The organism is Caballeronia jiangsuensis, from assembly GCF_046030135.1.
Taxonomy (GTDB): domain Bacteria; phylum Pseudomonadota; class Gammaproteobacteria; order Burkholderiales; family Burkholderiaceae; genus Caballeronia; species Caballeronia jiangsuensis.
In genome coordinates, this window is the sequence record NZ_JAQQDB010000030.1 from 53,732 (window position 1) to 77,530 (window position 23,799).

General features: G+C 63.6%; 24 protein-coding genes. 6 read left to right on the forward strand and 18 right to left on the reverse strand.

Going from position 1 to position 23,799, the window contains the following annotated elements:
• The first annotated feature begins 11 nt into the window (after positions 1-11).
• Both ybiB and leuA read left to right on the forward strand, forming a co-directional pair.
• A complete protein-coding gene (gene ybiB, locus PQR08_RS27020; protein ID WP_408162917.1) occupies positions 12-1,004 on the forward strand; it encodes a DNA-binding protein YbiB in 993 nt (330 codons plus the stop codon).
• 415 nt (positions 1,005-1,419) lie between these two features.
• Positions 1,420-3,072, forward strand: coding sequence for a 2-isopropylmalate synthase (gene leuA, locus PQR08_RS27025; protein ID WP_408162919.1), 1,653 nt, complete (start codon positions 1,420-1,422; stop codon positions 3,070-3,072).
• Positions 3,073-3,088: 16 nt separating this feature from the next.
• On the opposite strand, the gene PQR08_RS27030 is transcribed toward leuA, so the two are convergent.
• Both PQR08_RS27030 and PQR08_RS27035 read right to left on the reverse strand, forming a co-directional pair.
• Positions 3,089-3,472: a nuclear transport factor 2 family protein gene (locus tag PQR08_RS27030; RefSeq protein ID WP_008351729.1), complete on the reverse strand. Its 384-nt coding sequence runs from the start codon at positions 3,470-3,472 to the stop codon at positions 3,089-3,091.
• A 45-nt stretch (positions 3,473-3,517) separates the two neighbouring features.
• On the reverse strand, positions 3,518-4,084 hold the full coding sequence (locus PQR08_RS27035) for an acyloxyacyl hydrolase (protein ID WP_408162921.1): 567 nt from the start codon (positions 4,082-4,084) through the stop codon (positions 3,518-3,520).
• Positions 4,085-4,444: 360 nt separating this feature from the next.
• Between PQR08_RS27035 and rpoH the strand changes: the two genes are divergently transcribed.
• Positions 4,445-5,380 carry an RNA polymerase sigma factor RpoH gene (gene rpoH, locus PQR08_RS27040; protein ID WP_238210510.1) on the forward strand — a complete coding sequence of 312 codons (936 nt, stop codon included), beginning with the start codon at positions 4,445-4,447 and terminating at the stop codon, positions 5,378-5,380.
• Positions 5,381-5,511: 131 nt separating this feature from the next.
• On the opposite strand, the gene nagE is transcribed toward rpoH, so the two are convergent.
• The 5 genes from nagE to PQR08_RS27065 form a co-directional block, all read right to left on the reverse strand.
• Positions 5,512-7,302 carry an N-acetylglucosamine-specific PTS transporter subunit IIBC gene (nagE, locus tag PQR08_RS27045; protein WP_187607419.1) on the reverse strand — a complete coding sequence of 597 codons (1,791 nt, stop codon included), beginning with the start codon at positions 7,300-7,302 and terminating at the stop codon, positions 5,512-5,514.
• A 66-nt stretch (positions 7,303-7,368) separates the two neighbouring features.
• Complete coding sequence (ptsP, locus tag PQR08_RS27050; RefSeq protein ID WP_408162924.1) at positions 7,369-9,957, reverse strand: phosphoenolpyruvate--protein phosphotransferase; 2,589 nt, start codon at positions 9,955-9,957, stop codon at positions 7,369-7,371.
• Positions 9,958-9,969: 12 nt separating this feature from the next.
• Positions 9,970-10,977 (reverse strand): SIS domain-containing protein, encoded by a 1,008-nt coding sequence (locus PQR08_RS27055; RefSeq protein ID WP_238210508.1) that lies wholly within the window; start codon positions 10,975-10,977, stop codon positions 9,970-9,972.
• Positions 10,970-12,073: an N-acetylglucosamine-6-phosphate deacetylase gene (gene nagA / locus PQR08_RS27060; RefSeq protein WP_061172689.1), complete on the reverse strand. Its 1,104-nt coding sequence runs from the start codon at positions 12,071-12,073 to the stop codon at positions 10,970-10,972. The genes PQR08_RS27055 and nagA overlap by 8 nt, the downstream gene beginning before the upstream one ends.
• A gap of 164 nt (positions 12,074-12,237) precedes the next feature.
• Positions 12,238-12,972: a GntR family transcriptional regulator gene (locus PQR08_RS27065; RefSeq protein WP_408162926.1), complete on the reverse strand. Its 735-nt coding sequence runs from the start codon at positions 12,970-12,972 to the stop codon at positions 12,238-12,240.
• 319 nt (positions 12,973-13,291) lie between these two features.
• Between PQR08_RS27065 and PQR08_RS27070 the strand changes: the two genes are divergently transcribed.
• A complete protein-coding gene (locus PQR08_RS27070; RefSeq protein ID WP_187607416.1) occupies positions 13,292-14,218 on the forward strand; it encodes a bifunctional helix-turn-helix transcriptional regulator/GNAT family N-acetyltransferase in 927 nt (308 codons plus the stop codon).
• 63 nt (positions 14,219-14,281) lie between these two features.
• On the opposite strand, the gene PQR08_RS27075 is transcribed toward PQR08_RS27070, so the two are convergent.
• On the reverse strand, positions 14,282-15,094 hold the full coding sequence (locus tag PQR08_RS27075) for a MetQ/NlpA family ABC transporter substrate-binding protein (RefSeq protein ID WP_408162928.1): 813 nt from the start codon (positions 15,092-15,094) through the stop codon (positions 14,282-14,284).
• A gap of 201 nt (positions 15,095-15,295) precedes the next feature.
• Here PQR08_RS27075 and PQR08_RS27080 point away from each other — a divergent pair, with 201 nt between their 5' ends.
• Entirely contained in the window at positions 15,296-15,595 is a 300-nt protein-coding gene (locus PQR08_RS27080) for a YciI family protein (RefSeq protein WP_408162930.1), read from the forward strand.
• A 34-nt stretch (positions 15,596-15,629) separates the two neighbouring features.
• On the opposite strand, the gene PQR08_RS27085 is transcribed toward PQR08_RS27080, so the two are convergent.
• The 5 genes from PQR08_RS27085 to PQR08_RS27105 are packed head-to-tail and all read right to left on the reverse strand — an operon-like array spanning position 15,630 to position 19,681.
• Positions 15,630-16,220, reverse strand: coding sequence for an SCO family protein (locus tag PQR08_RS27085; RefSeq protein WP_187607413.1), 591 nt, complete (start codon positions 16,218-16,220; stop codon positions 15,630-15,632).
• On the reverse strand, positions 16,217-17,122 hold the full coding sequence (gene cyoE / locus PQR08_RS27090) for a heme o synthase (RefSeq protein WP_408162932.1): 906 nt from the start codon (positions 17,120-17,122) through the stop codon (positions 16,217-16,219). Before cyoE ends, PQR08_RS27085 begins: the two co-directional genes overlap by 4 nt.
• Positions 17,123-17,131: 9 nt before the next feature.
• Entirely contained in the window at positions 17,132-18,241 is a 1,110-nt protein-coding gene (locus PQR08_RS27095) for a COX15/CtaA family protein (RefSeq protein WP_408162934.1), read from the reverse strand.
• A gap of 17 nt (positions 18,242-18,258) precedes the next feature.
• Positions 18,259-18,897: an SCO family protein gene (locus tag PQR08_RS27100; protein ID WP_408162936.1), complete on the reverse strand. Its 639-nt coding sequence runs from the start codon at positions 18,895-18,897 to the stop codon at positions 18,259-18,261.
• A gap of 31 nt (positions 18,898-18,928) precedes the next feature.
• Positions 18,929-19,681: an SURF1 family protein gene (locus PQR08_RS27105; RefSeq protein WP_408162938.1), complete on the reverse strand. Its 753-nt coding sequence runs from the start codon at positions 19,679-19,681 to the stop codon at positions 18,929-18,931.
• A gap of 125 nt (positions 19,682-19,806) precedes the next feature.
• Between PQR08_RS27105 and PQR08_RS27110 the strand changes: the two genes are divergently transcribed.
• Complete coding sequence (locus PQR08_RS27110; RefSeq protein WP_371880270.1) at positions 19,807-20,016, forward strand: twin transmembrane helix small protein; 210 nt, start codon at positions 19,807-19,809, stop codon at positions 20,014-20,016.
• A gap of 196 nt (positions 20,017-20,212) precedes the next feature.
• Here the strand turns inward: PQR08_RS27110 and PQR08_RS27115 are convergent, their stop codons facing one another.
• The 5 genes from PQR08_RS27115 to ctaD form a co-directional block, all read right to left on the reverse strand.
• Positions 20,213-21,070, reverse strand: coding sequence for a cytochrome c oxidase subunit 3 (locus PQR08_RS27115; protein WP_035497547.1), 858 nt, complete (start codon positions 21,068-21,070; stop codon positions 20,213-20,215).
• Positions 21,071-21,138: 68 nt separating this feature from the next.
• Positions 21,139-21,351, reverse strand: coding sequence for a DUF2970 domain-containing protein (locus tag PQR08_RS27120; protein ID WP_035497546.1), 213 nt, complete (start codon positions 21,349-21,351; stop codon positions 21,139-21,141).
• Positions 21,348-21,920 carry a cytochrome c oxidase assembly protein gene (locus PQR08_RS27125; protein ID WP_187607408.1) on the reverse strand — a complete coding sequence of 191 codons (573 nt, stop codon included), beginning with the start codon at positions 21,918-21,920 and terminating at the stop codon, positions 21,348-21,350. The genes PQR08_RS27120 and PQR08_RS27125 overlap by 4 nt, the downstream gene beginning before the upstream one ends.
• Positions 21,921-21,929: 9 nt before the next feature.
• Positions 21,930-22,070: a cytochrome oxidase small assembly protein gene (locus PQR08_RS27130; protein WP_035497933.1), complete on the reverse strand. Its 141-nt coding sequence runs from the start codon at positions 22,068-22,070 to the stop codon at positions 21,930-21,932.
• Positions 22,071-22,135: 65 nt separating this feature from the next.
• Positions 22,136-23,746, reverse strand: a complete 1,611-nt coding sequence (gene ctaD / locus PQR08_RS27135; RefSeq protein ID WP_035497932.1) for a cytochrome c oxidase subunit I — start codon at positions 23,744-23,746, stop codon at positions 22,136-22,138.
• Positions 23,747-23,799: the final 53 nt, after the last annotated feature.

Sequence of the window (23,799 nt, forward strand, 5' to 3'; positions counted from 1 at the left end):
ACAACTATCCGATGACCGACTCCGCTGCCCCCACTTTCGCCTGCGCGCGCTATATCAAGGAAATCGGCCGCGGGCCGAACGGCGCGCGCGCCCTCTCGCACGAGGACACCTACGCGCTCTACGAAGCGATCCTCGAAGATCGCGTCTCCGAACTCGAACTGGGCGCGGTGCTGCTTGCCTACCGCGTCAAGGGCGAGACCTCCGCCGAGCTCGCCGCCATGCTGTCCGCCGCGCATCGCTCGTTCGAGCCGCTGCATGTTCAGGATGGCCGCGAGCACGCGCGGCCCGTGTCGATACCGAGCTACAACGGCGCGCGCAAGACGCCGAATCTCGTGCCGCTGCTGTCGCTTCTGCTCGCGCGCGAAGGCGTGCCGGTGCTGGTGCACGGCGTCACCGACGATCCTGGCCGCGTGACGAGCGCCGCGATTTTCGCCGAACTGGGTATCGCGCACGCGGCTTCGCACGATGAAATCGAAGACAGCCTCGCATCGCGCCGACTCGCATTCGCGCCGATCGCCGTGCTCGCGCCGAAGCTCGCCCGGCTCCTGGCGCTGAGACGCCGCATGGGCGTGCGCAATTCGACGCACACGCTCGTAAAAATCCTTCAGCCGTTCGCCGATCCGGGCCTGAGGCTCGTCAACTACACGCATCCGGAGTATCGCGAGAGTCTCACGGGACTTTTCACCGAGCATCCCGATGCGGCGGCGGGCGGCGCACTGCTCGCGCGCGGCACCGAAGGCGAAGCCGTCGCGGACACGCGCCGCCAGGTGCAGGTCGACTGGTTCCACGACGGCCACGTCGATACGCTGATCTCGCCCGAGCACTCGCAGCCGCACGCGCCTCCCATCGAACTGCCCGAAACGCTCGACGCCGCGACCACCGCGCGATGGATCGAATGCGTGCTGCGCGGCGATGTGCCGGTGCCGCCCGCGGTCGTGCGGCAGGTCGAAGTGATCGTCGATGTGGTGCGCAAACCTGTCGTCGATCAGGCAAATCCCATTTGACACGGTATTCAACGCTGGTTTAAAGTCGATCGCATGAGCTTTACTCAGCCTTCCTCCCTCCGAATTATCCCGGGCCGCCTAGCGCGGCCCCTATCGCTACGTCTAGCGTAAGTCGCCAGACGTAGCGCCGCGCGTCGCAAGGCGCCCGGTCCTGCCAGCAGTCTCTGTAGTTCCTTTTCTTACCACCTGTAGTCGTCAGCTTTTCGTTCGCGCATCCCGCGAAACGGAAACGCGAGGGTCAAATGCACGTTGCTCCGCGCACGTTCACGTTGGTCACAGGCGTCACCATCGCTGGTGATTCCGCGACACGCGCGCGCCGCACCGCCTCACGTGCATCCCGCCACGCCCGGCCAGCCGCCGGACACGGCCTCTCTCGCAGGCGCTACGCAAACTGTCCGAAGAGAGATCGACGATCATGATGCCGAACCCCGCCGAGAAATACCGCCCGTTTCCGCAAGTCCGTCTGAATGGCCGCCGCTGGCCGAACCGCACGATCGAGAAGGCGCCCATCTGGATGAGCACCGATCTGCGCGACGGCAACCAGTCGCTCATCGAGCCGATGAGCATCGCCGCGAAGCTCGAGTTCTTCGAGATGCTGGTGAAAATCGGGTTCAAGGAAATCGAGGTGGGATTCCCGTCGGCATCGCAGACCGATTTCGACTTCGTGCGCAAGTTGATCGACGAAAAACGCATCCCGGACGACGTGACCATCGAAGTGCTCGTGCAGTCGCGCCGCGAACTGATCGAGCGCACGTTCGAAGCGGTCGCGGGCGCGAGCAAGGTGATCGTGCACCTCTATAACGCGATCGCGCCGTCGTTCCGCAAGATCGTGTTCAATCAGTCGAAGGAAGAAGTGAAGGCGCTCGCCGTCGAAGGGACGCGCCTCATCAAGGAATGCGCGGCGGCACGGCCGGAAACGCACTGGACCTATCAGTACTCGCCCGAGACTTTCAGCATGACGGAGCTCTCGTTCGCGCGGGAAGTCTGCGACGCCGTCGCGCAAATGTGGCGTCCGACGCCCGATCACAAGATGATCGTGAACCTGCCCGCGACGGTCGAAGCCGCGATGCCCAACGTGTTCGCCGATCAGGTCGAGTGGATGGACCGCAACATGGGCTATCGCGACAGCATCGTGCTCTCGGTGCATCCGCATAACGATCGCGGGACGGCGGTCGCGGCGGCGGAAATGGCGGTGCTCGCGGGCGCGGACCGCATCGAAGGCTGTCTCTTCGGCAATGGCGAGCGCACCGGAAATGTCGATCTCGTCACGCTCGCAATGAATCTCTATACGCAAGGCATCGATCCGGGACTCGATTTCTCCGATATCGACGCCGTGCGCCGCGTCGTCGAGCGCTGCAACCAGATTCCGGTGCACCCGCGTCACCCGTATGCTGGCGACCTCGTGTTCACCGCGTTTTCGGGTTCGCATCAGGACGCGATCCGCAAGGGCTTCGCGCAGCGCGTGCCGGGCACGGTGTGGGAAGTGCCCTATTTGCCGATCGATCCCGCCGATCTCGGCCGCAGCTACGATGCCGTGATCCGCGTGAACAGCCAGTCCGGCAAGGGCGGCTCCACTTTCCTGCTGGAACGCGGCTTAGGCTTCACGCCGCCGCGGCGCGTGCAGATCGAGTTCAGCTACGCCGTGCAACGGATCACCGATGCATCCGGCGCGGAAATCGGCGGCGACGCGATCTGCGAACTCTTCAAACGCGAGTATTTCGACGCGGGCGGGCCGGTTTCGCGCGTCGACGTATCGACGCTGTCGGTATTCGGGAAGCGCGTCGCGGTGGCGCCGCCAGCCGGCACGACGAGCGGCGACGCTTACGCGCAGACGGTCGCCGCGGCCCTCGGCGTGGACGCAAACGTGAACTGGTTCGAATCAGCCGTGACGGCGGGCGGCGATACGGCGGCGTTCGTCGGCTGCCGCGTCGGCGACGGCCAGACGCGCTTCGGCGTCGCGGTGCATGCGAATCCGGCGCTCGCTGTCGCCGATGCGGTCGTGAGCGCGGTGAACCGTTCCGGGCGCGTCGTGGACAACGTGCGGCAGGACGAAGCTGTCGAAGCCTGACGAACGGCGCGCGTGGCTATTCGAGCGCCACGCGCGTCGCCTGCAGCGCGAGCAGCTGCCATTGACCCTCGGTCTGCACGTGAACGGCGGTATAGGCGATCGGAAACAGCAGCGCGCCGTTCTTCGATTCCATCTCGATCAGCGCGCGGCCCGACACGAGGCACGTGTCGCGGCCGGCGGGCAGCACGTCCTGCGACTGGATCTCGATCTGACGATAGCGGCGGCGGCCTGCGGTGATCGCGTCGATGAACTGGCGCTTCGTCTCCCGTTTGCCGTTCGTGTGGACGTAGCTGACGTTCTCGGCCAGCAGCGCGTCCAGCGCCGGGCCGTCGCCCTCGACCATCGCACGGAAACGGTCACGCTCGAGGCCGCGGATCGCCTCAATGGTTTTTGCCGGCATCTGTCGAGTCCTCTTGCGTCGAGGAACCGATGCGCCGGCGCCTCGTCAGAAGTTGTATTGCAGATATAGCTGGCTGAAATTTATACCAGGATTCGGCTCTTTGATACCGCCGTTCGACAGATGCTGGAAACGAAAGCCCGCCTGATAGTTCTGCTGCGCGCCGAAGATCATGCCGACGCCCACCATGTCCGCGAACTGGAACGCCGAGCCCACCGAGAAATTCTCCGTGATGCGCGTATGCGAAAGCAGCCGCACGCCGACGCCCGCCTCGATGAACGGCCGGAAGTAGCCGGAGCTCTTCACGAAGCGCACCACCGGCGTAATGCCGACCTCCCAGATGTTCGGGTGGACGGCGTTATCCTCGGTCGTGTGCCAGTAGGACACGTGCCCTTCGCCGATGAGCGTGAAGTGGAATCCGCCGATCTCCCACCAGTTAAGGCCCGGATCCCAGGCCACGCCGAGCTCGGCTTTCTTGATGTCGCGATCGGCGACGCCGCCGGCGATCTGAAGGCCGAAACGATCGGCGTGAGCTGCCGCCGACGCAAGGCCGAATGCGGCAAGAGCCGCCACGCGGGAAAGCGGACGTTGCCACGAACTCTTGTTTTTATGCATGAGCACCCCAATTACTCCGATGACGGGCGTGTTTCATTAAGAGCGTTGTCTCGCGATTCTAGAGACGTTTTTCAGAATTTGCAGGAATCGCAACCACCGTCTCCGTTTGTTGAATTTTCTTTCGCCGCAGCGCACAAAAGCGGTAACGGATTCGAAAGCAGCCTTATCCTCGGTACTTTCTTCCGCTTATCATGCAACGGTCTGTCCTATTGACCTTGCTAATTCGATAGTTTTTGTGGGAACTCCCACATTCCCCTCTGCTCTAACACTTAGCACTCGATGAACCGGAGTGCTAATATCGTGTCTGACCTGTCGCTGTTGTTAAGCGGCGAGTGAATTGTTGATAAGGAGCTTATGAGCGTGACCAATGCGATGACCCTTCCGAATGTCGTGAACTCGGCACCTGCCAAGGCATCTTCGGCAGGCGCGCTGACGTACGCACAGTCGTCGATGCTGACCGGCCAGATCGGCAACATCGATTCCTACATACAAGCAGTGAACCGTATTCCGATGCTCTCGCAGGCGGAGGAACGTCAGTACGCCACCGAGTTTCGCGAGCAGGGCAACCTGAACGCCGCGCGCCAGCTCGTGCTTTCGCACTTGCGGCTCGTCGTGTCGATCGCCCGTAACTATCTCGGTTACGGCCTGCCGCACGCGGACCTGATCCAGGAAGGCAACATCGGTCTGATGAAGGCCGTGAAGCGCTTCGACCCCGAGCAAAACGTGCGCCTGGTTTCGTACGCCATGCACTGGATCAAGGCCGAGATCCACGAGTACATTCTGCGCAACTGGCGCATGGTGAAGGTCGCGACGACCAAGGCGCAGCGCAAGCTGTTCTTCAACCTGCGCAGTCACAAGACCAGCCACTCGGCGTTTACGCCGGACGAGATCGAAGGTCTCGCGAGCGAGCTGAATGTGAAGCGCGAGGAAGTCGCGGAAATGGAAACCCGCTTGTCGGGCGGCGATATCGCGCTCGAAGGTCAGGTCGATGACGGCGAGGAAGCGTTCGCGCCCATCGCCTATCTGGCGGACTCGCACAACGAGCCGACGAACGTGATTGCCGCGCGCCAGTTCGACAAGCTGCAGAGCGACGGCCTTGCTGAAGCGCTCGAATCGCTGGATGAGCGCAGCCGCCGCATCATCAAGGCGCGCTGGCTCGACGTGCAGGACGACGGATCGGGCGGCAAGACGCTGCATGAACTGGCCGATGAGTTCGGCGTATCGGCGGAACGCATTCGCCAGATCGAGGCGAGCGCAATGAAGAAGATGCGCTCGGCGCTGCACGAGTTCGCGTAACGCCTGACTGTGTCGTAGCAAAACTTGCGAAGCCCGCTGTCGATAAGACAGCGGGCTTTTTCTTTTGCCCTGCGCTGGAAAAGAAAACGGCACCCGAAGGTGCCGTCTGCTTTCAACCATCGATTACCGCATCAGGCCGGCATCGGCGCCGCGCCGCCGCCACTGCCCGACAGGCGCGCGGACAGTTGCGTCGCATAACGTTGCGCCGCTGCGCCCACGACGATGTGGAACGTATCGGCCGACACCCACGCGACATCCAGCGACGACAGACGCTGACGATCCACCGACGACGGATCGCGCACGACCACGCGCAGGCGCGTCTGCGCAACCGCGTCGAGCGATGCGACATTGGTCGCGCCGCCGAACACCGCGAGCCAGCGGAACGGGTCCGGATCGAGCGGGCCGGGCGTCTGATCGACGCTCGCCGCCGCTGCCGCCGGTTGCGCCGGCGTCGATGAAGCGGGCGTCGCGCCGCGCGTCGACGAATGCTCGAGTTCGCTGCGGATTTCATCGGCGATCAGGTCCGCTTCCGGTCCGATGATCACCTGCACGTTGGTCGCGCCGCGCTTGAGCACGCCACGCGCGCCGACGGTCTTCAACTGCGGTTCCGACACCTTCTCCGTATCCACCACCGACAGACGCAGACGCGTCGTGCAGGCATCGACGAGCGTCAGGTTGGACGCGCCGCCGAGCGCCGCGATGTACCTTGCAGCGCGCGTGTTCGATGCCGCCACCGCCGCGCCAGGAACCGGCGGAATCAGGCCGCCGGCGACCGTGGTATCGACATCGGTTTGCGCATCGGTCGTGGCCGGCTCGCGGCCCGGCGTCGCCATGTTGAACTTGCGGATGAAGAAGCGGAACAGACCGTAGTAGATGACGAAGTACACGACACCGATCACGAGCGCCAGCCAGCCGCGTTGCGACAGGCCGTAGTTCAGCACGTAGTCGATCGCGCCCGCCGAGAACGTGAAGCCCAGATGGATGCCGAGCGCCGAGCAGATCGCGAGCGACAGGCCCGTCAGCACCGCGTGGATCGCGTAGAGAACCGGCGCGAGGAACATGAAGCTGTACTCGATCGGCTCGGTCACGCCCGTCAGGAACGCGGTCAGCGCCATCGAGAACAGCAGGCCGCCGACGACCGCGCGGCGATCCTTCGGCGCTTCATGGAACATCGCGAGACACGCGGCCGGAAGGCCGAACATCATGATCGGGAAGAAGCCGGTCATGAAGCCGCCCGCGGTCGGATCGCCCGCGAAGAAGCGATGCAGGTCGCCGTGCACCACCGCGCCGCCGCCGGGCGGCGTGAACGAGCCGAACACGAACCATGCGAGCGAGTTGATGATGTGGTGAAGGCCCGTCACGAGCAGGATCCGGTTCAGCACGCCGAACACGAAGGTGCCGAGCGCGCCGGCCGTCGTCAGCCAGTTGCCCGCCGTGTCGATGGCCGCCTGCACCGGCTGCCAGATATAGCCCAGCACGATGCCGAGTATCAGACACGCGACGCCTGTGACGATCGGCACGAAGCGCTTGCCGCCGAAGAACGCCAGATACTCGGGCAGCTTGATGTCCTTGTACCGGTTGTACATGTAACCCGCCACCATACCGGCGATGATCCCCGACAGCACGCCCATGTTGAGCTTGTCGTTGATGTCCTTCATCACGGCCACTTCGATGAGATAGCCGATCGCGCCGGCGAGCCCCGCCGTGCCGTTGTTGTCCTTCGCGAAGCCCACCGCCACGCCGATCGCGAACAGCAGCGGCAGATTGGTGAAGATCGCATCGCCGGCATCGGCGATCATCTTGATGTTGAAGACGTCGGGCTGGCCGAGACGCAGAAGCAGGCCGGCCACCGGTAATACGGCGATTGGCAGCATCAGCGCGCGACCTAGTCGCTGCATCTTTGCAAACGGGTTGGCGTCCATCGGGTTCTCCAAAAATATAGGTCTTGTCGTTACTGCTTCGGGGATTGCTGAAAAGACATCCGCGAACTAGTCCTGCGGCCAGATTTCGCGGCTTGCCGCTCTTACTGCCTGCGCCGATTCGAGCGCGAGGCAGTCCTCGGCGCGCTGACGGCACAGTTGGTAATCGAGATTGCGCACGCGCGCCTTGATGCCGGGCACGGAGCCCGGATCGACCGACAATTCGGTCACGCCGAGACCGACGAGCAAAGGCGCCGCGACCGGATCGCCGCCGAGCGCGCCGCACACGCCGACCCATTTGCCGTGCTTTTCCGCGCCCTGCACCGCCGCCTTGATGAGGCGCAGCACGGCGGGATGCAGGCCGTCGGACTGCGCGGCGAGATCGGGCTGGCAACGGTCCATCGCGAGCGTGTACTGCGTGAGATCGTTGGTGCCGATCGAGAGGAAATCGGCGTACTTCGCGAGTTGATCCGCGAGCAGCGCCGCCGACGGCACTTCGATCATCACGCCCACTTCGACCGGCTCGGTGCGGCCGGCTTCGCGCGCCAGTTCGTCGATGCGCGCCCGCAGGCGCTGCAGCTCGCCGGCATCCGTCACCATCGGCAGAAGGATGCGCACCGTGCCCAGCGGCTTGACGGCGAGCAGGCCGCGCAACTGGTCGTCGAGCAGATCGGGGCGCACTTGCGCGAGGCGGATGCCGCGCAGACCAAGCGCCGGGTTTTCTTCGGGCGGCAGCGTCAGATAGTCGACTTCCTTGTCCGCGCCGACATCGAGCGTGCGGATGATCGCGGTGCGGCCCTGCAGCGCATCGACGATGCCCTGATAGCTTTCCGCATGCTCCGCGACCGTCGGCGCCGACTGGCGATGGATGAACAGCAGTTCGGTGCGCAACAGGCCGACCGCATCCGCGCCGTTTTCGACGGCGGCCTTCGCGTCGTCGAGCGTCGCGATATTCGCGGCGACTTCAATATGCCGGCCATCCTTCGTCGATGCGGTTTGTTGCGAGAGCTTGCGATTCGCCTCGCGCACGCCCGCGAGACGTTCGCGTTCGTTGCGCGCGCGTTCGACGTCGAGCGCGGTCGGTGCATGCTCGACGCGTCCCGCCGATGCATCCACGACCACTTGCGTGCCTTCGGGAATCGCGTGCAGCGCATCGCCGATGGCGACGAGCGCCGGAATGCCGATCTGCCGCGCGATGATCGCCGCGTGCGAGGTTGCGCCGCCGCGCGCCATCACGAGCGCGGTGACGCGCGTGCGGTCGATCGAGGACAGATCGGACGGCGTGAATTCCGTGGCCGCGAGCACAGTTTCTTCGGGCAGCTCGCGCGCCGCCGTGTTGCTCAGACCGAGCGCGCGCAGCACGCGCTTTTCGATATCCCGCAGATCGGCGGCGCGCTCGGCGAGCAGGTCGTCCTGCACGTTCGAGAGCAGCGCGATCTGCGCGCGGATCGCCTCGCGCCACGCGAAGCCCGCGCTCTTGCCGAGGCTGATCAGATCGCGCGCGGCATCGAGGAGTGTCGGATCTTCGAGCAGCACGCGATGCACCGCGAAAATGCCCGCTTCGCCGACGGCCCCACGCTGCGACGCCGTGCGCACGGTTTCGCCGAGTTCGGCATCGACCTGAGCGATGGCTTTGTCCAGCGCGCGGCTTTCCGTCGCCGATGAACCGCTCGGCTGTTCGGGCGGCACGATTTCCTGATCGTCCCAGCGCACGAGCTTGCCGACCGCGATGCCCGGCGCCGCGCATACGCCGGCGAGCGTATTGGGCGGCAGCGGCTCGCCCGATCCGGCCGGCTTCACGACCGGCGCGGGCGACTTCGCGCGCGCGGGCGTCTCTTCGACTTCGCCCAGCGCCGCGCGCAGCAATTCGGCGGCAACGGCTTCGATCGCCTGTTGCGCCTGCCCGCCGATGGCCACCAGTTCGATCGTCGCGCCCTCGCCCGCACCGAGACCGAGCAGCCCGACCACGCTTTCCACGGGCGCCTTTCTGCCTTCGTAGCGCACTTCGACCTTCGCGTCGAAACCGCGCGCCGCTTCGCGCGCCCGCGCCGCCGGACGTGCATGCAGACCGCCCGCGTGCGCCAGCGTCAGGGTGCGGCGTGCTTCTTCCAGCACGTTGACGCCCGTGCGCGCCGTCTCGGCTTTCTCGCCTTGTTTCGCGCGCAACACCAGCATGCGCGAGCCGGCCTTGAGCACGCCGCGGCCGGCGCGATCGATGACGTCGAAGGCATCGCCGTTCGCGACCGCGATCACCGAGACGAGGCTCGGCGCGTGTTGCGCGACGAAGTCCGCATCGAACTCGATGAGCGGATCGCCCGCGCGCACCGTCGCGCCCTGCCCGACTTTCGGCGTGAAGCCCTTGCCGCTCAGCTCGACCGTGTCGATGCCGATATGCACGAGAATCTCCGCGCCCTCTTTGGTGCGCAGCGTCACCGCGTGATGCGTGCGCGCGAGATGCGTGATCGTGCCGTCGCAGGGTGAGACGAGCACGTTATCGAGCGGATCGATGCCGATGCCGTCGCCGAACATGCCCTCGGCGAACACGGGGTCCGGCACATCGGCGAGCGGCACGACGGGACCGGTGAACGGCGCGAGCAGCACGACGTCGTTCGGGTTATCGATGGAATGGTTCAACAGTGACTCCTCGGCACGGCGCATCGGCTATCTCACTCAATGGGTTTCGGTGACCTTGTTCAGGTGGCGCGGCGCGTCGGGATTGCGCCCGCGCGCGGCGGCCAGACCCGCGGCCATTACATAGAACGAAAGGATCGCGGCGATCGGATCGAGCGCCGGGTGATCGGTCGCGACGAGCGGCAGCTCCGCTTCCGCGACATCCTCCGGCGCGGCGAGCAGCACGCGCGCGCCGCGAGCGCGCATATCGGCGGCAAGCTGGATGAGACCCGCCTGCTCCGGCCCGCGCGGCGCGAACACGAGCAGCGGATAGTCGCGGTCGATGATTTCCATCGGACCGTGGCGCACTTCCGCGCTGGAGAACGCTTCGGCCTGGATGCCCGAGGTTTCCTTCAGCTTGAGCGCGGCTTCCTGCGCGATCGCGAGGCCGAGGCCACGGCCGATCACGATCATGCGATCGACGTTCGTAAGCTCGCCGACGGCGCGCGTCCAGTCGAGCTTGCCCGCGGCGCGCAGCGCGTCCGGCAGCGATTTCAGCGCGTTGAGCAATTCGACGTCGCGCTGAACGTGCGCGATGACGATGGCCGACAGCGACAGCATCGCGATATAGCTCTTGGTCGCGGCGACCGAAAGCTCGGGGCCCGCGAGCAGCGGCAGGAAATATTCGCACGCGCTTTCGAGCGGCGAACCGGTGACGTTGACCGCCGCGACGGTGAACGCGCCCGCGTCGCGCAGCGCCTGCATCGTGCCGACGAGATCGGGGCTCTTGCCCGATTGCGAGAACGCGACGGCGAGTTGTCCGGAGACACGCAACGGCGCCTGCTGGAGCGTGGCGACCGACATCGGCAGCGACGCGACCGGCACGCCGATGCGGCTCATCGTCAGGCTTGCGAAATAACTGGCGGCGTGGTCGGAACTGCCGCGCGCGACCGTCAGCGCGACATGGCGCGGCTGCTCGGCGAGCTTGACCGCGAGCTCTTCGATGCGCGAGGTATCGGCGAGCTGGGCCGCGACGACGTCGGCGGACTCCAGCGCCTCATTAAGCATATTCGACAATTGATTCTCCTTCGACATACGTGGCGGTCAGCGCGTGTTCCCGGTCGAGCACGACGAGATCGGCCCAGGCGCCGCGCGCGATGCGGCCGCGGTCTTCGAGTCCGAGATAGTCGGCGGGAAAACGCGACAGGCGATTCGAGACGTCCGCGAGCGGAATGCCCAGCGAGACGAGATTGCGCAGCGCCTGATCCATCGTCAGGGTGCTGCCGGCGAGCGTGCCGTCCGCGAGACGCACGCCGCCCATGCACTTGGTGACGTGCTGGCTGCCGAGACGATATTCGCCGTCGGGCATACCGGCCGCGGACGTGCTGTCGGTCACGACGTAAAGACGCGGAATCGCGCGCATCGCGGCGCGGATGGCGCCCGGATGCACGTGGAGCAAATCGGGGATGAGCTCGGCGTATTCGGCATGCGCGAGCGCCGCGCCGACCATGCCGGGATCGCGGTGATGCAGTGGCGACATCGCGTTGAACAGGTGCGTGAAGCCGCGCGCGCCGTGCTTGAGCGCGTTGACGGCGTCGTCGTACGTGCCGAGCGAATGGCCGAGCTGCACGCGCACGCCGCGCGCGGCCAGTTCGGAAATGATGTCGAGATGGCCCGAGATTTCCGGCGCGATCGTGACGACGCGGATCGGCGCGAGTTCGAGATATTTGAGCACTTCGTCGCGCACCGCGACGGCGGCGGCGTCCGGCTGCGCGCCGAGCTTGCCCGGATTGATGTACGGGCCTTCCAGATGCACGCCCAGCATGCGCGCGCCGCCCGCTGCGCGATGTTTCGCCTGTTCGCCGAGCCCCGCGACGACTTCCATGAGTTCGTCGCGCGGCGCGGTCATCGTGGTGGCGAGCAGGCTCGTCGTGCCGTGCTGCGCGTGCTGGCGCGCGACGGTGTCCGCCGCATCGCCGCCTTCCATGATGTCGCGCCCGCCGCCGCCATGCACATGCAGATCGATGAAGCCGGGCAGGATGTACGGCGCGTCGTTGGCGAGCGGATCGGCGATATGGCCTTCGAGCGCCGTCACGCGGCCGTTCTCGAAGCGGACCGAGCCGTGGATCCAGCCGTCGGTCGTGAGTATGTTTCCTTTCAGCATGAAGTTCTCTGGAAGTACGCGATGCATGAATGAGGTTCAGTGCCGTCCGCGCCATGCTGCGAGCAGGCTTTCGTCGCGAAAGAAGCGAACGGCTTCCTTGGGTCCTCTCGTTCTCTTGTTTGCTCTCTCGAAGCGTTTCGGGTCATGCGCGTCTGTGCCGACGCTTATCGATGCAGTTCCGCGACGAAGTCGTAGTAGTCGTCGCGACAGTAGGTATCCGTCAATTCGATCGCGCGCTGATCCGCGCAATAGCCGATGCGCGTAATCGCGAGCAACGCGGCGCGCGGTGCGACGCCCATCAGCCGCGCGATGTCCGCGCCCGCATTCACCGCGCGGAAATGCTGCAATGCGCGCACCACCGACAAATTGCGCCCTTCCAGATACCGATACAGCGACGCGCCGATCGCGAGCGGGTCCGGCACCACGGCGACGGGCAAGGTCGAATGCTCGACCGCCATCACGATGCCGTCCGCGCGCCGCAGCCGCCTGAGGCTCGCAACGGCCGCGCCCGGCGACAGACCCAGACGAACGGTTTCGTCACGATTCGCTGCGCGCAGTCCGCGATCGAGCCAGACCGAGTCGGGCGTGAAGCCGCGCTGTTCCATCTTTCTGGTGAAACCGGTGAGCCGGGAGAGCGGATCTTCGACGCGCGGCGTGATGAAACTGCCCGCCCCGCGCACGCGCCGGATCAGACCTTGCTCGACGAGCAGCGCGATGGCCTTTCTCGCCGTGATTCGCGATACACCGACGCCTTCGGACAATGTGCGCTCCGAAGGCAGCGCCTCGCCTGCCGCCCAGTTTCCAGCGTGGATTGCCTTGGCGAGACGAGAAGCCAACTGTAGATAAAGCGGCGTATCGCTCTGCGCGTCCGGCGTCAAATCATCCCAGCGATGCTCCATCGAGCGCTCTCACGTGCTGAAGTGGAGCCCATTATATAACCAACATAATACCAGTCAACGCTAAAGCCCCGCCTCAGGACTACCGCATAATTCGCATATAAATCAACGAGTTAATTTTGTTTAGCCCGTCAGATGGGAACACTTCTTCCATCGGGACTTACCCCTACAGGCAGTCCAATTGCTTAACTGGTCCCTTATTGTCAAATGACTTGCTTTTCGGGCATTTTCGTATTCGCACGGTCGTTCTTTCTTCGGCACAATGCTCGTATTAGTTCGGATTCACAACTAATTCCAACAATATTGATGAGAGACTGACGCGATGGGCAGTATTGATCCGAGCCGTGCCGTTGACGCCGTGCGCCGCTTCAACCGCTTTTATGCGCGCCATACCGGCGCCCTCCACGAACGGCTGCATAAAAGCAGCTTTTCCCTGACCGAAGTACGAATCCTGCATGAACTGGCGCAAGCGCGAGCCACCACGGCCGCCGACTTGTCGCGCAACCTCGGGCTGGATACGGGCTATCTCAGCAGGCTGATCAACAACTTCCAGAAGCTCGGCCTCGTGGTCCGACGAAAGAACGAACTCGATGGCCGCGCGCACTTGTTGCGCATCACGCCCGAGGCGAAAGCCAGGGTCGATGAGATCGACCTGCATGTGTCGGCGGAAACGGCCACGCTGCTCAAACGGCTGACCACCGCCGAGATCGATCAGCTATGCAATGCGATGGCGGACGTCGAGCGGCTGCTTTCGCCTGCATGCGTCGAGGGAGAAACCCGGCTGCGCGTGCCGCGAGCTGGAGACTTCGGCTGGATGATCGAGCGTCAGGCTCATCTCTATTCGGGTGATCGGCCAAAGCTTTTCAGCGAGGCGCGCGCGGCGAAGACGGTGGCGCGCTTTCTCTCCGAGATGCAGGTGAGCACGCCGCGCATCGCCTGCTGGGTGGCCGAACAAGGCAACGCCATGCGCGTGGGTGCGGCTCTGCTTAGTGCGGAGTCCGAACGTCAGGCGCGCATCGAGTTATTGTTCGTCGAGCCGGGCGCGCGGCGGCGCGGGCTCGGTGAGCGGCTCGTCGCGGCATGCACGAACTTCGCGCACGGCGCTCGCTACGATCAGGTGATCTGCCGCCTGGATGAACCGCACGAAGAGCTTTGCGCGCTGTTCCTGCGGACCGGTTTCACGCCCGTGCAGGAAGGCGCTACGGGCATCGTGTGGCAACGGGAACTACAGCCGGTCTTCGTCGACTGAACTGTTGCACGAGTAAAAACGGCGTCCCGTGGGACGCCGTTGCAGATCCGTGCGCGATCGCTTTTAGAACGATGGCACGACCGAGCCTTTGAACTCGCTCTTGAGGAACTGGCGCACGTCGTCGGACTGATACGCCGCGACCAGCTTTTTCACCCACGGCTGGTCCTTGTCTTTCGCGCGCACCGCAATCAGGTTCGCGTACGGGCTATGCACGTCCTCGAGCGCGATCGCATCCTTCGTCGGCTGCAAGCCCGCCGCGAGCGCGAAGTTCGTGTTGATCGCGGCGGCATCGACGTCGGCGAGCGTGCGCGGCAGTTGCGCGGCATCGAGTTCCACGAGCTTGATCTTCTTCGGATTCTCCGCCACGTCGAGCGCGGTCGCGTTGTTGCCGTTCGTGCCGGCGCCCGCCTTCAACTTGATCACGCCTTGCGATTGCAAAAGCAGAAGCGCACGATTCTCGTTCGACGGGTCATTCGGCACCGCGACCTTCGCGCCCTGCGGCAAGTCCTTCAGCGACTTCAGCTTCTTCGAATAAACGCCGAGCGGCGAGATATACGTCAGCCCCGCATTCACGATCTTGTAGCCACGCTGCTTGACCTGGCTGTCGAGATACGGTTGATGCTGAAAGCTGTTCGCATCGAGATCGCCGGCGTCGAGCGCTGCGTTCGGCTGAATGTAGTCGTTGAACTCGATCACCTTCACGTTGAGCCCTTCGCGCTTCGCGACCTTCTGCACGACTTGCCAGATCTGCGCGTCGGGGCCGCTGATGGTGCCGACCTTGATCACCTTGTCATCGGCGTGAGCGGCGAGGCTCGTGAACAACGCGACGGACGCCGCGGCGGCGGTAATGGCTTTGAGCAAATTTCTGCGCTGCATGGTGTTCCTGTTTCGATGATGCGTTCTTGCTGGGATTGCCTGACTCGTTCCCGGCGAGCGATTCAAACCGGGTGACGGATGTTCGCACAGCATCGGTGCGACGTGAAATACAGAATGCTCATGTGAATATCACCGTCGGCGGTGGGCGGATAGAATCGCCACAAAGCATCACGAACTCTCGCGCTGGAGGCAAACATCATCATGTACGTGATCAATCTGCGATATACGGGCGCACTCGCCGAAATCGACGATGCCCTCGACGCGCATCGCGTTTATCTCGAACGCTATTTCGCGGCGGGCGTCTTCGTCATCGCAGGGCCGAAGGTGCCGCGTGACGGCGGCATCATTCTGGCCTCGGGCATCGAACGCAATCGGCTCGATGCGATCATCGCGGAAGATCCATTCGCGCAGCAGGGACTCGCGCATTATGAGATCACCGAATTCAAGGCAACGCGGCTTGCGCCCGGCTTGAATCTGCCCGAACCGTCTTCGGACGCTTGAAATGAAAAGTGGCCCGGGCGGGCCACTTTCACAATCAGTCGACCAACAGCTTCAGGTCGTGAACCCACGGCTCGACGCCCTGCCCGTCGCGCGCGAAGAGACGAAGCTTGCCGTCCTTGTCGAACACGTAGCTCGCGGCGGTGTGATCCATCGTGTAATCGTCGGGGGTCTTGCCCTGCGACTTCGCGTAGTACACGCGGAAGTCCTTCGCGATCTGTGCGAGTTGCGCATCGTTCGCCGGACGCAAACCGACATACGACGAGTTGAACGCCGCCACATACTGGCCGAGCAGATCGGGCGTGTCGCGCGCCGGATCGACGGTGACCATCAGCACCTGCACGTCCTTCGATTTGTCGCCGAGTTGCTGCATCGCTTGGGAAAGTTCGGCGAGCGTCGTCGGGCATACGTCCGGGCAATGCGTATAGCCGAAGAACAATACGACGGCCTTGCCCTTGAAATCGGCGAGCGTGCGCGTCTTGCCGTGCGTGTCGGGCAAGGAGAAATCGCTGCCGAATTGCTTGTTGCCGGTGATATCGAGGTTCTTGAAATCGGGCGCTTTCTCGCACGCCGAAAGCAGCGCCGCGAAAAAGACCAGCGCGAATAGACGACGAAGAACGACCATCATGCGCCGATCACCGTGCGCACGTAATGATCGACGAGCAACGCGCCGAACAGCAGCGACAGATAAACGATCGAGTAACGGAAGGTCTTGCGCGCGAGCATGTCCGAATAGCCGCGATACATCTTCCACGCATAGCCGATGAAACCCGCGCCGAGCGCAATCGCGCACGCCAGATAAACAACGCCGCTCATGCCGGAGATATAGGGCATCAGCGTGACCGCGAACAGCACGAGCGTGTAGAGGAAGATGTTGAGCAGCGTGTATTTTTCGCCGTGCGTGATCGGGAGCATCGGCAGGCCGGCGTTCTCGTAGTCCTTGCGGCGATACAGCGCGAGCGCCCAGAAATGCGGCGGCGTCCACACGAAGATGATCAGCACGAGAATCCATGCGTCGCCGGGCAACGTGCCCGTCACCGCTGCCCAGCCGAGCGCGGGCGGCATTGCGCCGGACGCGCCGCCGATCACGATGTTCTGCGGCGTATAAGGCTTGAGCAACAGCGTGTAGATGACCGCGTAACCGACGAACGTGGCAATGGTGAGCCACATCGTGAGCGGATTGGTGAACCTGTAGAGCGTCCACATGCCGATGCCGCCGAGCACCGCAGAGAAGATCAGAATCTGCGTCGACGTGATCTGTCCGCGTGCCGAGGGACGCCATGCGGTGCGGCGCATCTTCGCATCGACTTTTTGCTCGACGAGACAATTGATGGCAAATGCCGCGCCGGCCAGCAACCAGATACCGACGGCGCCGCCGATCAGCTTGTCCCACGGCACCATGCCGGGCGTGGACAGGAACATGCCGATGACGGCGCAAAACACGGCGAGCTGCGTGACGCGCGGCTTTGTCAGCGCGAGATATTGCGAAGCGCGGCTGCCGAGAGGGGAATGTAGTGTCGTGCTATCCATGATGTGGAGTCACGCTGAAACGACGTCGCGCGCGGGAACTGCGGCGCGGCCGGGACGGCTGGAAGAGATTCGAAAGTTTAGCATAACGAGTAGCAGCAACAGGATCGCGGCCCCGCCGTTGTGCGCCACCGCAACCGGCAACGGCCATTGCAGCACGATGTTCGACATGCCCGTGAGGAACTGGACAACGATCAGCAACAATACGCCGTTTGCGGGTTTTCGCAGAGATTCGAAACGTCGCAGTCTCGATGCGAGCCAGAGCAGATACAGCACGACGACCACCGCGAACGTGCGATGCGTCCAGTGAATCGCGACGAGCGCATCTTGCGAGATCACGTCGCCGTCGCCGGTCATGCCGAGGGCGCGCCACAGGTGAAAGCCGTGCTCGAAGTTCATCGGCGGAACCCATTGGCCGTTGCACAGCGGGAAGTCCGTGCACGCCAGCACCGCGTAGTTCGTGCTGACCCAGCCGCCGAGCGCGATCTGCACGACGAGCAGCAACAGCCCGAACGCCGCGGCGGGCATCCAGCGCGCGGCGGCCGAATCGAGCGACGGAATCGGCGTCATGCGTGCCCCGAGCCAGCCGAGCACGCCGAGCAACGCGAGGCCGAGCAGCAAGTGCGTCGTGACGATCACCGGTTGCAGCTTGAGCGTGACGGTCCACGCGCCGAACGCGCCTTGCAGCAGGATGAGAAGCAGAATGCCGGTCGGCCACCACGGCGACACATGCAGCGGACGCTTCTTGATGCGCGCAGTCCAAGCGATGATCACCTGAGCGATGATCAGCACGCCGATCGCCATCGCGAAGTATCGATGCAGCATCTCGATCCACGCCTTCACCATGCTGACGGGGCCGGTCGGCATCGCCTGATACGCGGCCGAAATCTGCGCATGCGCAATGAACGGCGACGACGTACCGTAGCAGCCGGGCCAGTCGGGGCAGCCGAGGCCGGAATCGGTCAGGCGCGTGAAGCCGCCGAACATGATGAGATCGAGCGTCAGGAACGTCGTCAGCCAGACGAGTTTCCTGAACTTGTTGTCATCGGCCTTCACCCAGACAAACGAAAGCGGCAGCAGCGCGATGCACAAGCCGATCAGAGCGAGTTGCAATACGAACATGTGTTTCTACCTGACCTTCAACCGATACGCGACCACTTCAGAAGCTTCGCCAGATCCGCGTTGATCTTCTTCGGATCGGGATTCTTCGGGAAGCGCATCATCAGATTGCCGTTCGGATCGACGAGAAAGATGTGATCGGTGAGTTTCGTGCCGTCGTCGACAGGCAGCCACGCGGCGATCGACTTTTCGTTGGCGACCAACATGCGCGTGTCCGGCTGCGGATACGCGGTCTTGATGACGTCGGAGACCGGTTTGTCATCGGTGCGCAGCCAGACGTTCACGACGCGCTCGCGCTCGCCCGATTGCAGCGCGCGCACCTGGCGCATGAAATAGAGGCGCGTCGCGCATTGCTCGTCGCAATCGCTGCCGTTGACCGTGATCATCAGCCATTTGCCTTCGAGCGACTTGAACGGCACGCTCTGCCCTTTCTCGTCGGTGACGACCAGTTGCGCCGGTATCGGCCGCTGCGGATCGATCAGCGCGCCGTAGCTCGACGTGCCGCCCGCCGGCTTGAACACGTAGTACATCAGATACGACGCGATCACCGGCGCGGCGCACACCAGCGCGAGCAGCAGGAGCATCCAGCGGCCGCTGATCCAGGAGCCTTTCTTCGCGGTTCGTTGCTGCGCGGCGGCGGGGTGACGTTGTGATTGCATCAGTGAAAGTGTGTCTCTGTTCGGTCGGTTGTCAGGCGTGGTGCTCGGCTTCGTCGTCGCGCTCGTCGGGCTCATCGGATTGGTCGCCTTTCCTCGCGGCGCGGCGCGCGGCATACAGGCCGAACGCGATGGCCGCGGCCGCCATGCCCCACCACTGCAACATGTAGCCGTAATTGCGCTCGACGCCGAGCGTCGGCGCGGGCCAGTCGCGCACGAGCTTGTCGCCGGCATTGTTCGTCTGCTGTATCACGAACGGCTGGAAGGCAAGCCCGGTTTCGGCCGCGTACGACCTGATGTCCAGGTTCTGGCGAATTTCCTTATGCGCAGCCGATCCGCCGCTGCCCAGTTCGAACGCCTGCGACGCATTCGCGCGCGCGATGCCCCGCACCTCGACGACGCCCTTCGGCGTTTCATACGACTCGATGCCCGTGCGGTCCGCCATGTTGCGCGGCAGCCATCCGCGATTGACGAGCACATGGCCGCCGCCCTCGAGTTTAAGCGGCATCACGACATAAAAGCCTGGCTGGTCGCTATACGGACGATTGTCCAGATACACGACATGCTCCGGCATGAACTCGCCGCGCGCCTCCACGCGATGGAATTCGATCGACTTGAGCGGCATCGGCTCGACGCCGACTTCCCGCACGGGAGCGTTCTCGAACGCGACGATCTGCGCGTTGAGCGCTTCTTTCTGATGCGCGCGATCGCGCTGCCAGAAGCCGAGGCGCACGGTCACCGCGACGACGATCAGAATCACGAGCGCGGGCCAGAATCGAATCTTCATGCTGCGAGCCTTACCGCCGGAATCCGGTCGGGCGCTGCACGGCGAGATCTGTCGAGTGAGATAATGAGATGATCCAAATTCATACTGCTCGCTGTGGTTCCTGAGCAAAAACGCTAGCCGGTTTCATGCACATCATCGTTGCTATCGCATTCATCCTTATCATCGGCAGCCTGGCTTCGGCGCTCTACTTCATGATGACCGACCGGGGCAAGACGAAGCGGATGGTCTGGTCGCTCGCCGCTCGCGTCGGGCTGTCCATCTCGCTGTTCCTCTTCATCCTGTTCGCGCACTGGATGGGCTGGATTCAGTCGTCGGGCATTCCCATCGGACGATAACCCACCGCGCCAGCACTGCCCTACGGGACGGATTGTCGCGCCGCGCCGCCCGATTCGACGCTCCCCGAAACGACAACGCCGCCCCTTGAGACATCGAGGGCGGCGTGTTGGTCACTGCTTCTTTGCTCTCGGACCGGCGTCGCCGCCGGCCTTGCATCGCGGACGGCGCATCGCGCGCGCCCGCTTCGATAATCGCTTACAGCCAGTAGACGACGATGTACAGCCCCAGCCACACGACGTCTACGAAGTGCCAGTACCACGCGGCGCCCTCGAATGCGAAGTGATGCTCCGCCGTGAAGTGGCCGCGGATCAGCCGGAACATCACCACGGCCAGCATCGTGCCGCCGAGGAACACGTGGAAACCGTGGAAGCCGGTCAGCAGGAAGAACGTCGAGCCATACACGCCGGAATTGAGCGTCAGGTTCAGTTCGTTGTAGGCGTGGAAATATTCGTAGCCCTGGCAGAACAGGAAGATCAGGCCGAGCAAGACGGTCGCGCCCAGCCAGATGATCGCTTTCTTGCGATGGTCTTCACGCAGCGCGTGGTGAGCCACCGTCAGCGTCGCGCCGGAGGACAGCAGCAGCGCCGTGTTGATGGTCGGCAGGGGCCACGGCACCATCGCGCGGAAATGCGGCACGAGCGCGGCGGGGCCGTTGTTCGGCCATACGGCGGTGAAGTCGGGCCAAATGAGCTTGTAGTCGAGGCTGCCGAGCTGATGCATCGCGATTGCGCGCGCATAGAACAGCGCGCCGAAGAACGCCGCGAAGAACATCACTTCGGAGAAGATGAACCAGCTCATGCTCCAGCGGTACGACACGTCGACGCGCTTTCCGTACATGCCGCCTTCGGATTCGGAGATCGCGTCGCCGAACCAGTGCCACAGCACGAACAACACGAACAGCAGGCCGATGAACGTGCCGACCGGCCCGAAGCTATGGCCGTTCACCCACGACGCCAGCGAGGCCAGCATGATCAGCAAGCCGCTTGCAGCCATCACCGGATGCCGCGACGGATGCGGCACGAAATAGTACGGGCTCTCGTTTTGACCGCTCATTATTGATTCTCCACTTCGATCCAGTTGCTTGAATTTTCTTTTGCCGCCGGCTGCCCGGCGTTGTCCGTCTATCCCACTACCGCGCGCACGATCAGCAGCAACACGACGATGAACAGCACCGCTCCGATGACGCCCGCCGCGATCAGATGCAGCGGATTCAACTGCGCGGCGTCGCTTTCCAGGTCTGCCCGGCGGCGCACGCCGAAGAACGACCAGAACACCGCCTTCAAGAGCTTGAGGAAACCGGCCTTTTTCGGCGTGTCCGCGCTCATGGCTGTCATGAACCCTTCGTGACCGACTTCGGCGCGTTCAACTCGAAGAACGTGTACGACAGCGTGATCGTCTTCACATCCTTGGGCAGCTTCGGATCGACGACGAACACGACCGGCATGCGCTTGGTCTCGTTCGGCGCGAGCGTCTGCTGCGTGAAACAGAAGCATTCGATCTTCTTGAAGTACTCGGTGGCCTGCTTTGGCGCGTAGCTCGGGATCGCCTGCGCGTTCACCGTGCGACCCTGCTCGTTGGTCACGTCGTACATCACCGTCATCACTTCGCCGGGGTGAATATCTAGCGAGTTCTGCTCGGGCTTGAACCGCAGCGGGCCGCGCGCGTTCGCATCGAACTCGATCGAGATCGTGCGCGTCATGTCGACCTGCGTATTCTTCGCCTCGCGCGCGCCCACATCCTTCTGCACGAGGTTGTTGATGCCCGTGATCTGGCAGATCGCGCGATACATCGGCACGAGCGCGAAGCCGAAGCCGAACATCAGCGCGGCCACGACGAAGAGCTTCACCAGCATCGACCGGTTGAAGGACCGATCGACATGCGAATTTTCCTGCTGAGTGGACACGTTGCTTTCCTACCCTCGCGACAACAGGTATTGCCTGACGACGATACCCAGAAAGAAGACGGCGGCAATCAACATCATGATGATTCCGAGCCGCTTGTTGCCCGCGCGAATTTCCTCGGGCGTGCGTCTTTTTTGTGGATTCGGGGACATGCTTTCCTGATTTTTCATTCGCGGGGCACGCTCGACGCAGCCCCGCGAACCAGACAACAAACTATTTATTCGACCGTCGGCGGATGCTCGAACGTATGGAACGGCGCCGGGCTCGGCACGGTCCATTCGAGGCCTTCCGCGCCATCCCACGGCTTGTCGCTCGCTTTCTCGAGTTCACCGCCGCCACGATACGTGGGCAGCGCGACCGCGAACAGGAAGTACACCTGCGCGAGGCCGAAGCCGAATGCGCCGATCGTCGCGACCTGGTTGAAGTCCGTGAACTGCGCCGGGTAATCCGCATAGCGGCGCGGCATGCCTGCGAGACCCAGGAAGTGCATCGGGAAGAACGTGATGTTGAAGAAGATCATCGACGCCCAGAAGTGGATCTTCCCGCGCATTTCGTTGTACATCCAGCCGGTCCACTTCGGCGCCCAGTAGTACCAGCCCGAGAACAGCGCGAAGAGCGAACCCGCCACCAGCACGTAGTGGAAGTGCGCCACCACGTAGTAAGTGCCGTGCATCTGGATGTCGAGCGGCGCCATCGACAGGATCAGGCCCGTGAAGCCGCCCATCGTGAACACGAACAGGAAGCCGATCGCGAAGAGCATCGGCGTTTCGAAGGAGAGCGCGCCGCGCCACATCGTCGCCACCCAGTTGAACACCTTCACGCCCGTCGGGACCGCGATCAGCATCGTCGCGTACATAAAGAACAACTGGCCCGTCACCGGCATGCCGGTCGCGAACATGTGGTGCGCCCACACCATGAACGACAGGATCGCGATCGATGCGGTTGCGTACACCATCGAGCTATAGCCGAACAGCGGCTTGCGCGAGAACGCCGGGATCACCTGCGACACGATCCCGAACGCCGGCAAGATCATGATGTACACCTCGGGGTGACCGAAGAACCAGAAGATGTGCTGGTACATGACCGGATCGCCGCCGCCCGCCGCATTGAAGAACGACGTGCCGAAGTGACGATCGAACAGCACCATCGTGATCGCGCCCGCCAGAACCGGCATCACGGCGATCAGCAGGTACGCGGTGATGAGCCACGTCCACGCGAACATCGGCATCTTCATGAGCGTCATGCCGGGCGCGCGCATGTTCAAGATCGTCACGACGATGTTGATGCCGCCCATGATCGACGACGCACCCATGATGTGGACCGCGAAAATCGCGAAGTCCATGCCCGGGCCCATCTGCGTGGAAAGCGGCGCGTACAGCGTCCAGCCCGCGGCGGTTGCGCCGCCCGGCACGAAGAACGAGCCGACGAGCAGCACCGCAGCGGCCGGCAGCAGCCAGAAGCTGAAGTTGTTCATTCGCGCGAACGCCATGTCCGATGCGCCGATCTGCAGCGGCACCATCCAGTTCGCGAAACCGACGAACGCCGGCATGATCGCGCCGAACACCATGATGAGGCCGTGCATGGTGGTCAGCTGATTGAAGAACTCGGGGCGCATGATCTGCAGGCCCGGCTCGAACAACTCGGCACGGATGCCGAGCGCCATCACGCCCCCCGAAAGGAACATGATGAAGGAGAACAACAGGTACAGCGTACCGATGTCCTTGTGGTTGGTAGCGAAGAGCCACCGGCGCCAGCCATGCGGCGTCTCGTGCGCATGGTCGTGCGCGTGGTCGTGACCTGCGCCTACATCGTGTCCGATGCTAGACATGACAATCATCTCCTAAAGCGAATACTCGGGGCACTTGGCAATGACGCGTGGCT

Bases quoted from the DNA above. Each gene is read 5' to 3' on its own strand.
- ybiB (WP_408162917.1), top strand. From the start codon at position 12: ATGACCGACTCCGCTGCCCCCACTTTCGCCTGCGCGCGCTATATCAAG.
- leuA (WP_408162919.1), top strand. From the start codon at position 1,420: ATGATGCCGAACCCCGCCGAGAAATACCGCCCGTTTCCGCAAGTCCGT.
- PQR08_RS27030 (WP_008351729.1), bottom strand. From the start codon at position 3,472: ATGCCGGCAAAAACCATTGAGGCGATCCGCGGCCTCGAGCGTGACCGT.
- PQR08_RS27035 (WP_408162921.1), bottom strand. From the start codon at position 4,084: ATGCATAAAAACAAGAGTTCGTGGCAACGTCCGCTTTCCCGCGTGGCG.
- nagE (WP_187607419.1), bottom strand. From the start codon at position 7,302: ATGGACGCCAACCCGTTTGCAAAGATGCAGCGACTAGGTCGCGCGCTG.
- ptsP (WP_408162924.1), bottom strand. From the start codon at position 9,957: ATGCGCCGTGCCGAGGAGTCACTGTTGAACCATTCCATCGATAACCCG.
- PQR08_RS27055 (WP_238210508.1), bottom strand. From the start codon at position 10,977: ATGCTTAATGAGGCGCTGGAGTCCGCCGACGTCGTCGCGGCCCAGCTC.
- nagA (WP_061172689.1), bottom strand. From the start codon at position 12,073: ATGCTGAAAGGAAACATACTCACGACCGACGGCTGGATCCACGGCTCG.
- PQR08_RS27065 (WP_408162926.1), bottom strand. From the start codon at position 12,972: ATGGAGCATCGCTGGGATGATTTGACGCCGGACGCGCAGAGCGATACG.
- PQR08_RS27070 (WP_187607416.1), top strand. From the start codon at position 13,292: ATGGGCAGTATTGATCCGAGCCGTGCCGTTGACGCCGTGCGCCGCTTC.
- PQR08_RS27075 (WP_408162928.1), bottom strand. From the start codon at position 15,094: ATGCAGCGCAGAAATTTGCTCAAAGCCATTACCGCCGCCGCGGCGTCC.
- PQR08_RS27080 (WP_408162930.1), top strand. From the start codon at position 15,296: ATGTACGTGATCAATCTGCGATATACGGGCGCACTCGCCGAAATCGAC.
- PQR08_RS27085 (WP_187607413.1), bottom strand. From the start codon at position 16,220: ATGATGGTCGTTCTTCGTCGTCTATTCGCGCTGGTCTTTTTCGCGGCG.
- cyoE (WP_408162932.1), bottom strand. From the start codon at position 17,122: ATGGATAGCACGACACTACATTCCCCTCTCGGCAGCCGCGCTTCGCAA.
- PQR08_RS27095 (WP_408162934.1), bottom strand. From the start codon at position 18,241: ATGTTCGTATTGCAACTCGCTCTGATCGGCTTGTGCATCGCGCTGCTG.
- PQR08_RS27100 (WP_408162936.1), bottom strand. From the start codon at position 18,897: ATGCAATCACAACGTCACCCCGCCGCCGCGCAGCAACGAACCGCGAAG.
- PQR08_RS27105 (WP_408162938.1), bottom strand. From the start codon at position 19,681: ATGAAGATTCGATTCTGGCCCGCGCTCGTGATTCTGATCGTCGTCGCG.
- PQR08_RS27110 (WP_371880270.1), top strand. From the start codon at position 19,807: ATGCACATCATCGTTGCTATCGCATTCATCCTTATCATCGGCAGCCTG.
- PQR08_RS27115 (WP_035497547.1), bottom strand. From the start codon at position 21,070: ATGAGCGGTCAAAACGAGAGCCCGTACTATTTCGTGCCGCATCCGTCG.
- PQR08_RS27120 (WP_035497546.1), bottom strand. From the start codon at position 21,351: ATGACAGCCATGAGCGCGGACACGCCGAAAAAGGCCGGTTTCCTCAAG.
- PQR08_RS27130 (WP_035497933.1), bottom strand. From the start codon at position 22,070: ATGTCCCCGAATCCACAAAAAAGACGCACGCCCGAGGAAATTCGCGCG.
- ctaD (WP_035497932.1), bottom strand. From the start codon at position 23,746: ATGTCTAGCATCGGACACGATGTAGGCGCAGGTCACGACCACGCGCAC.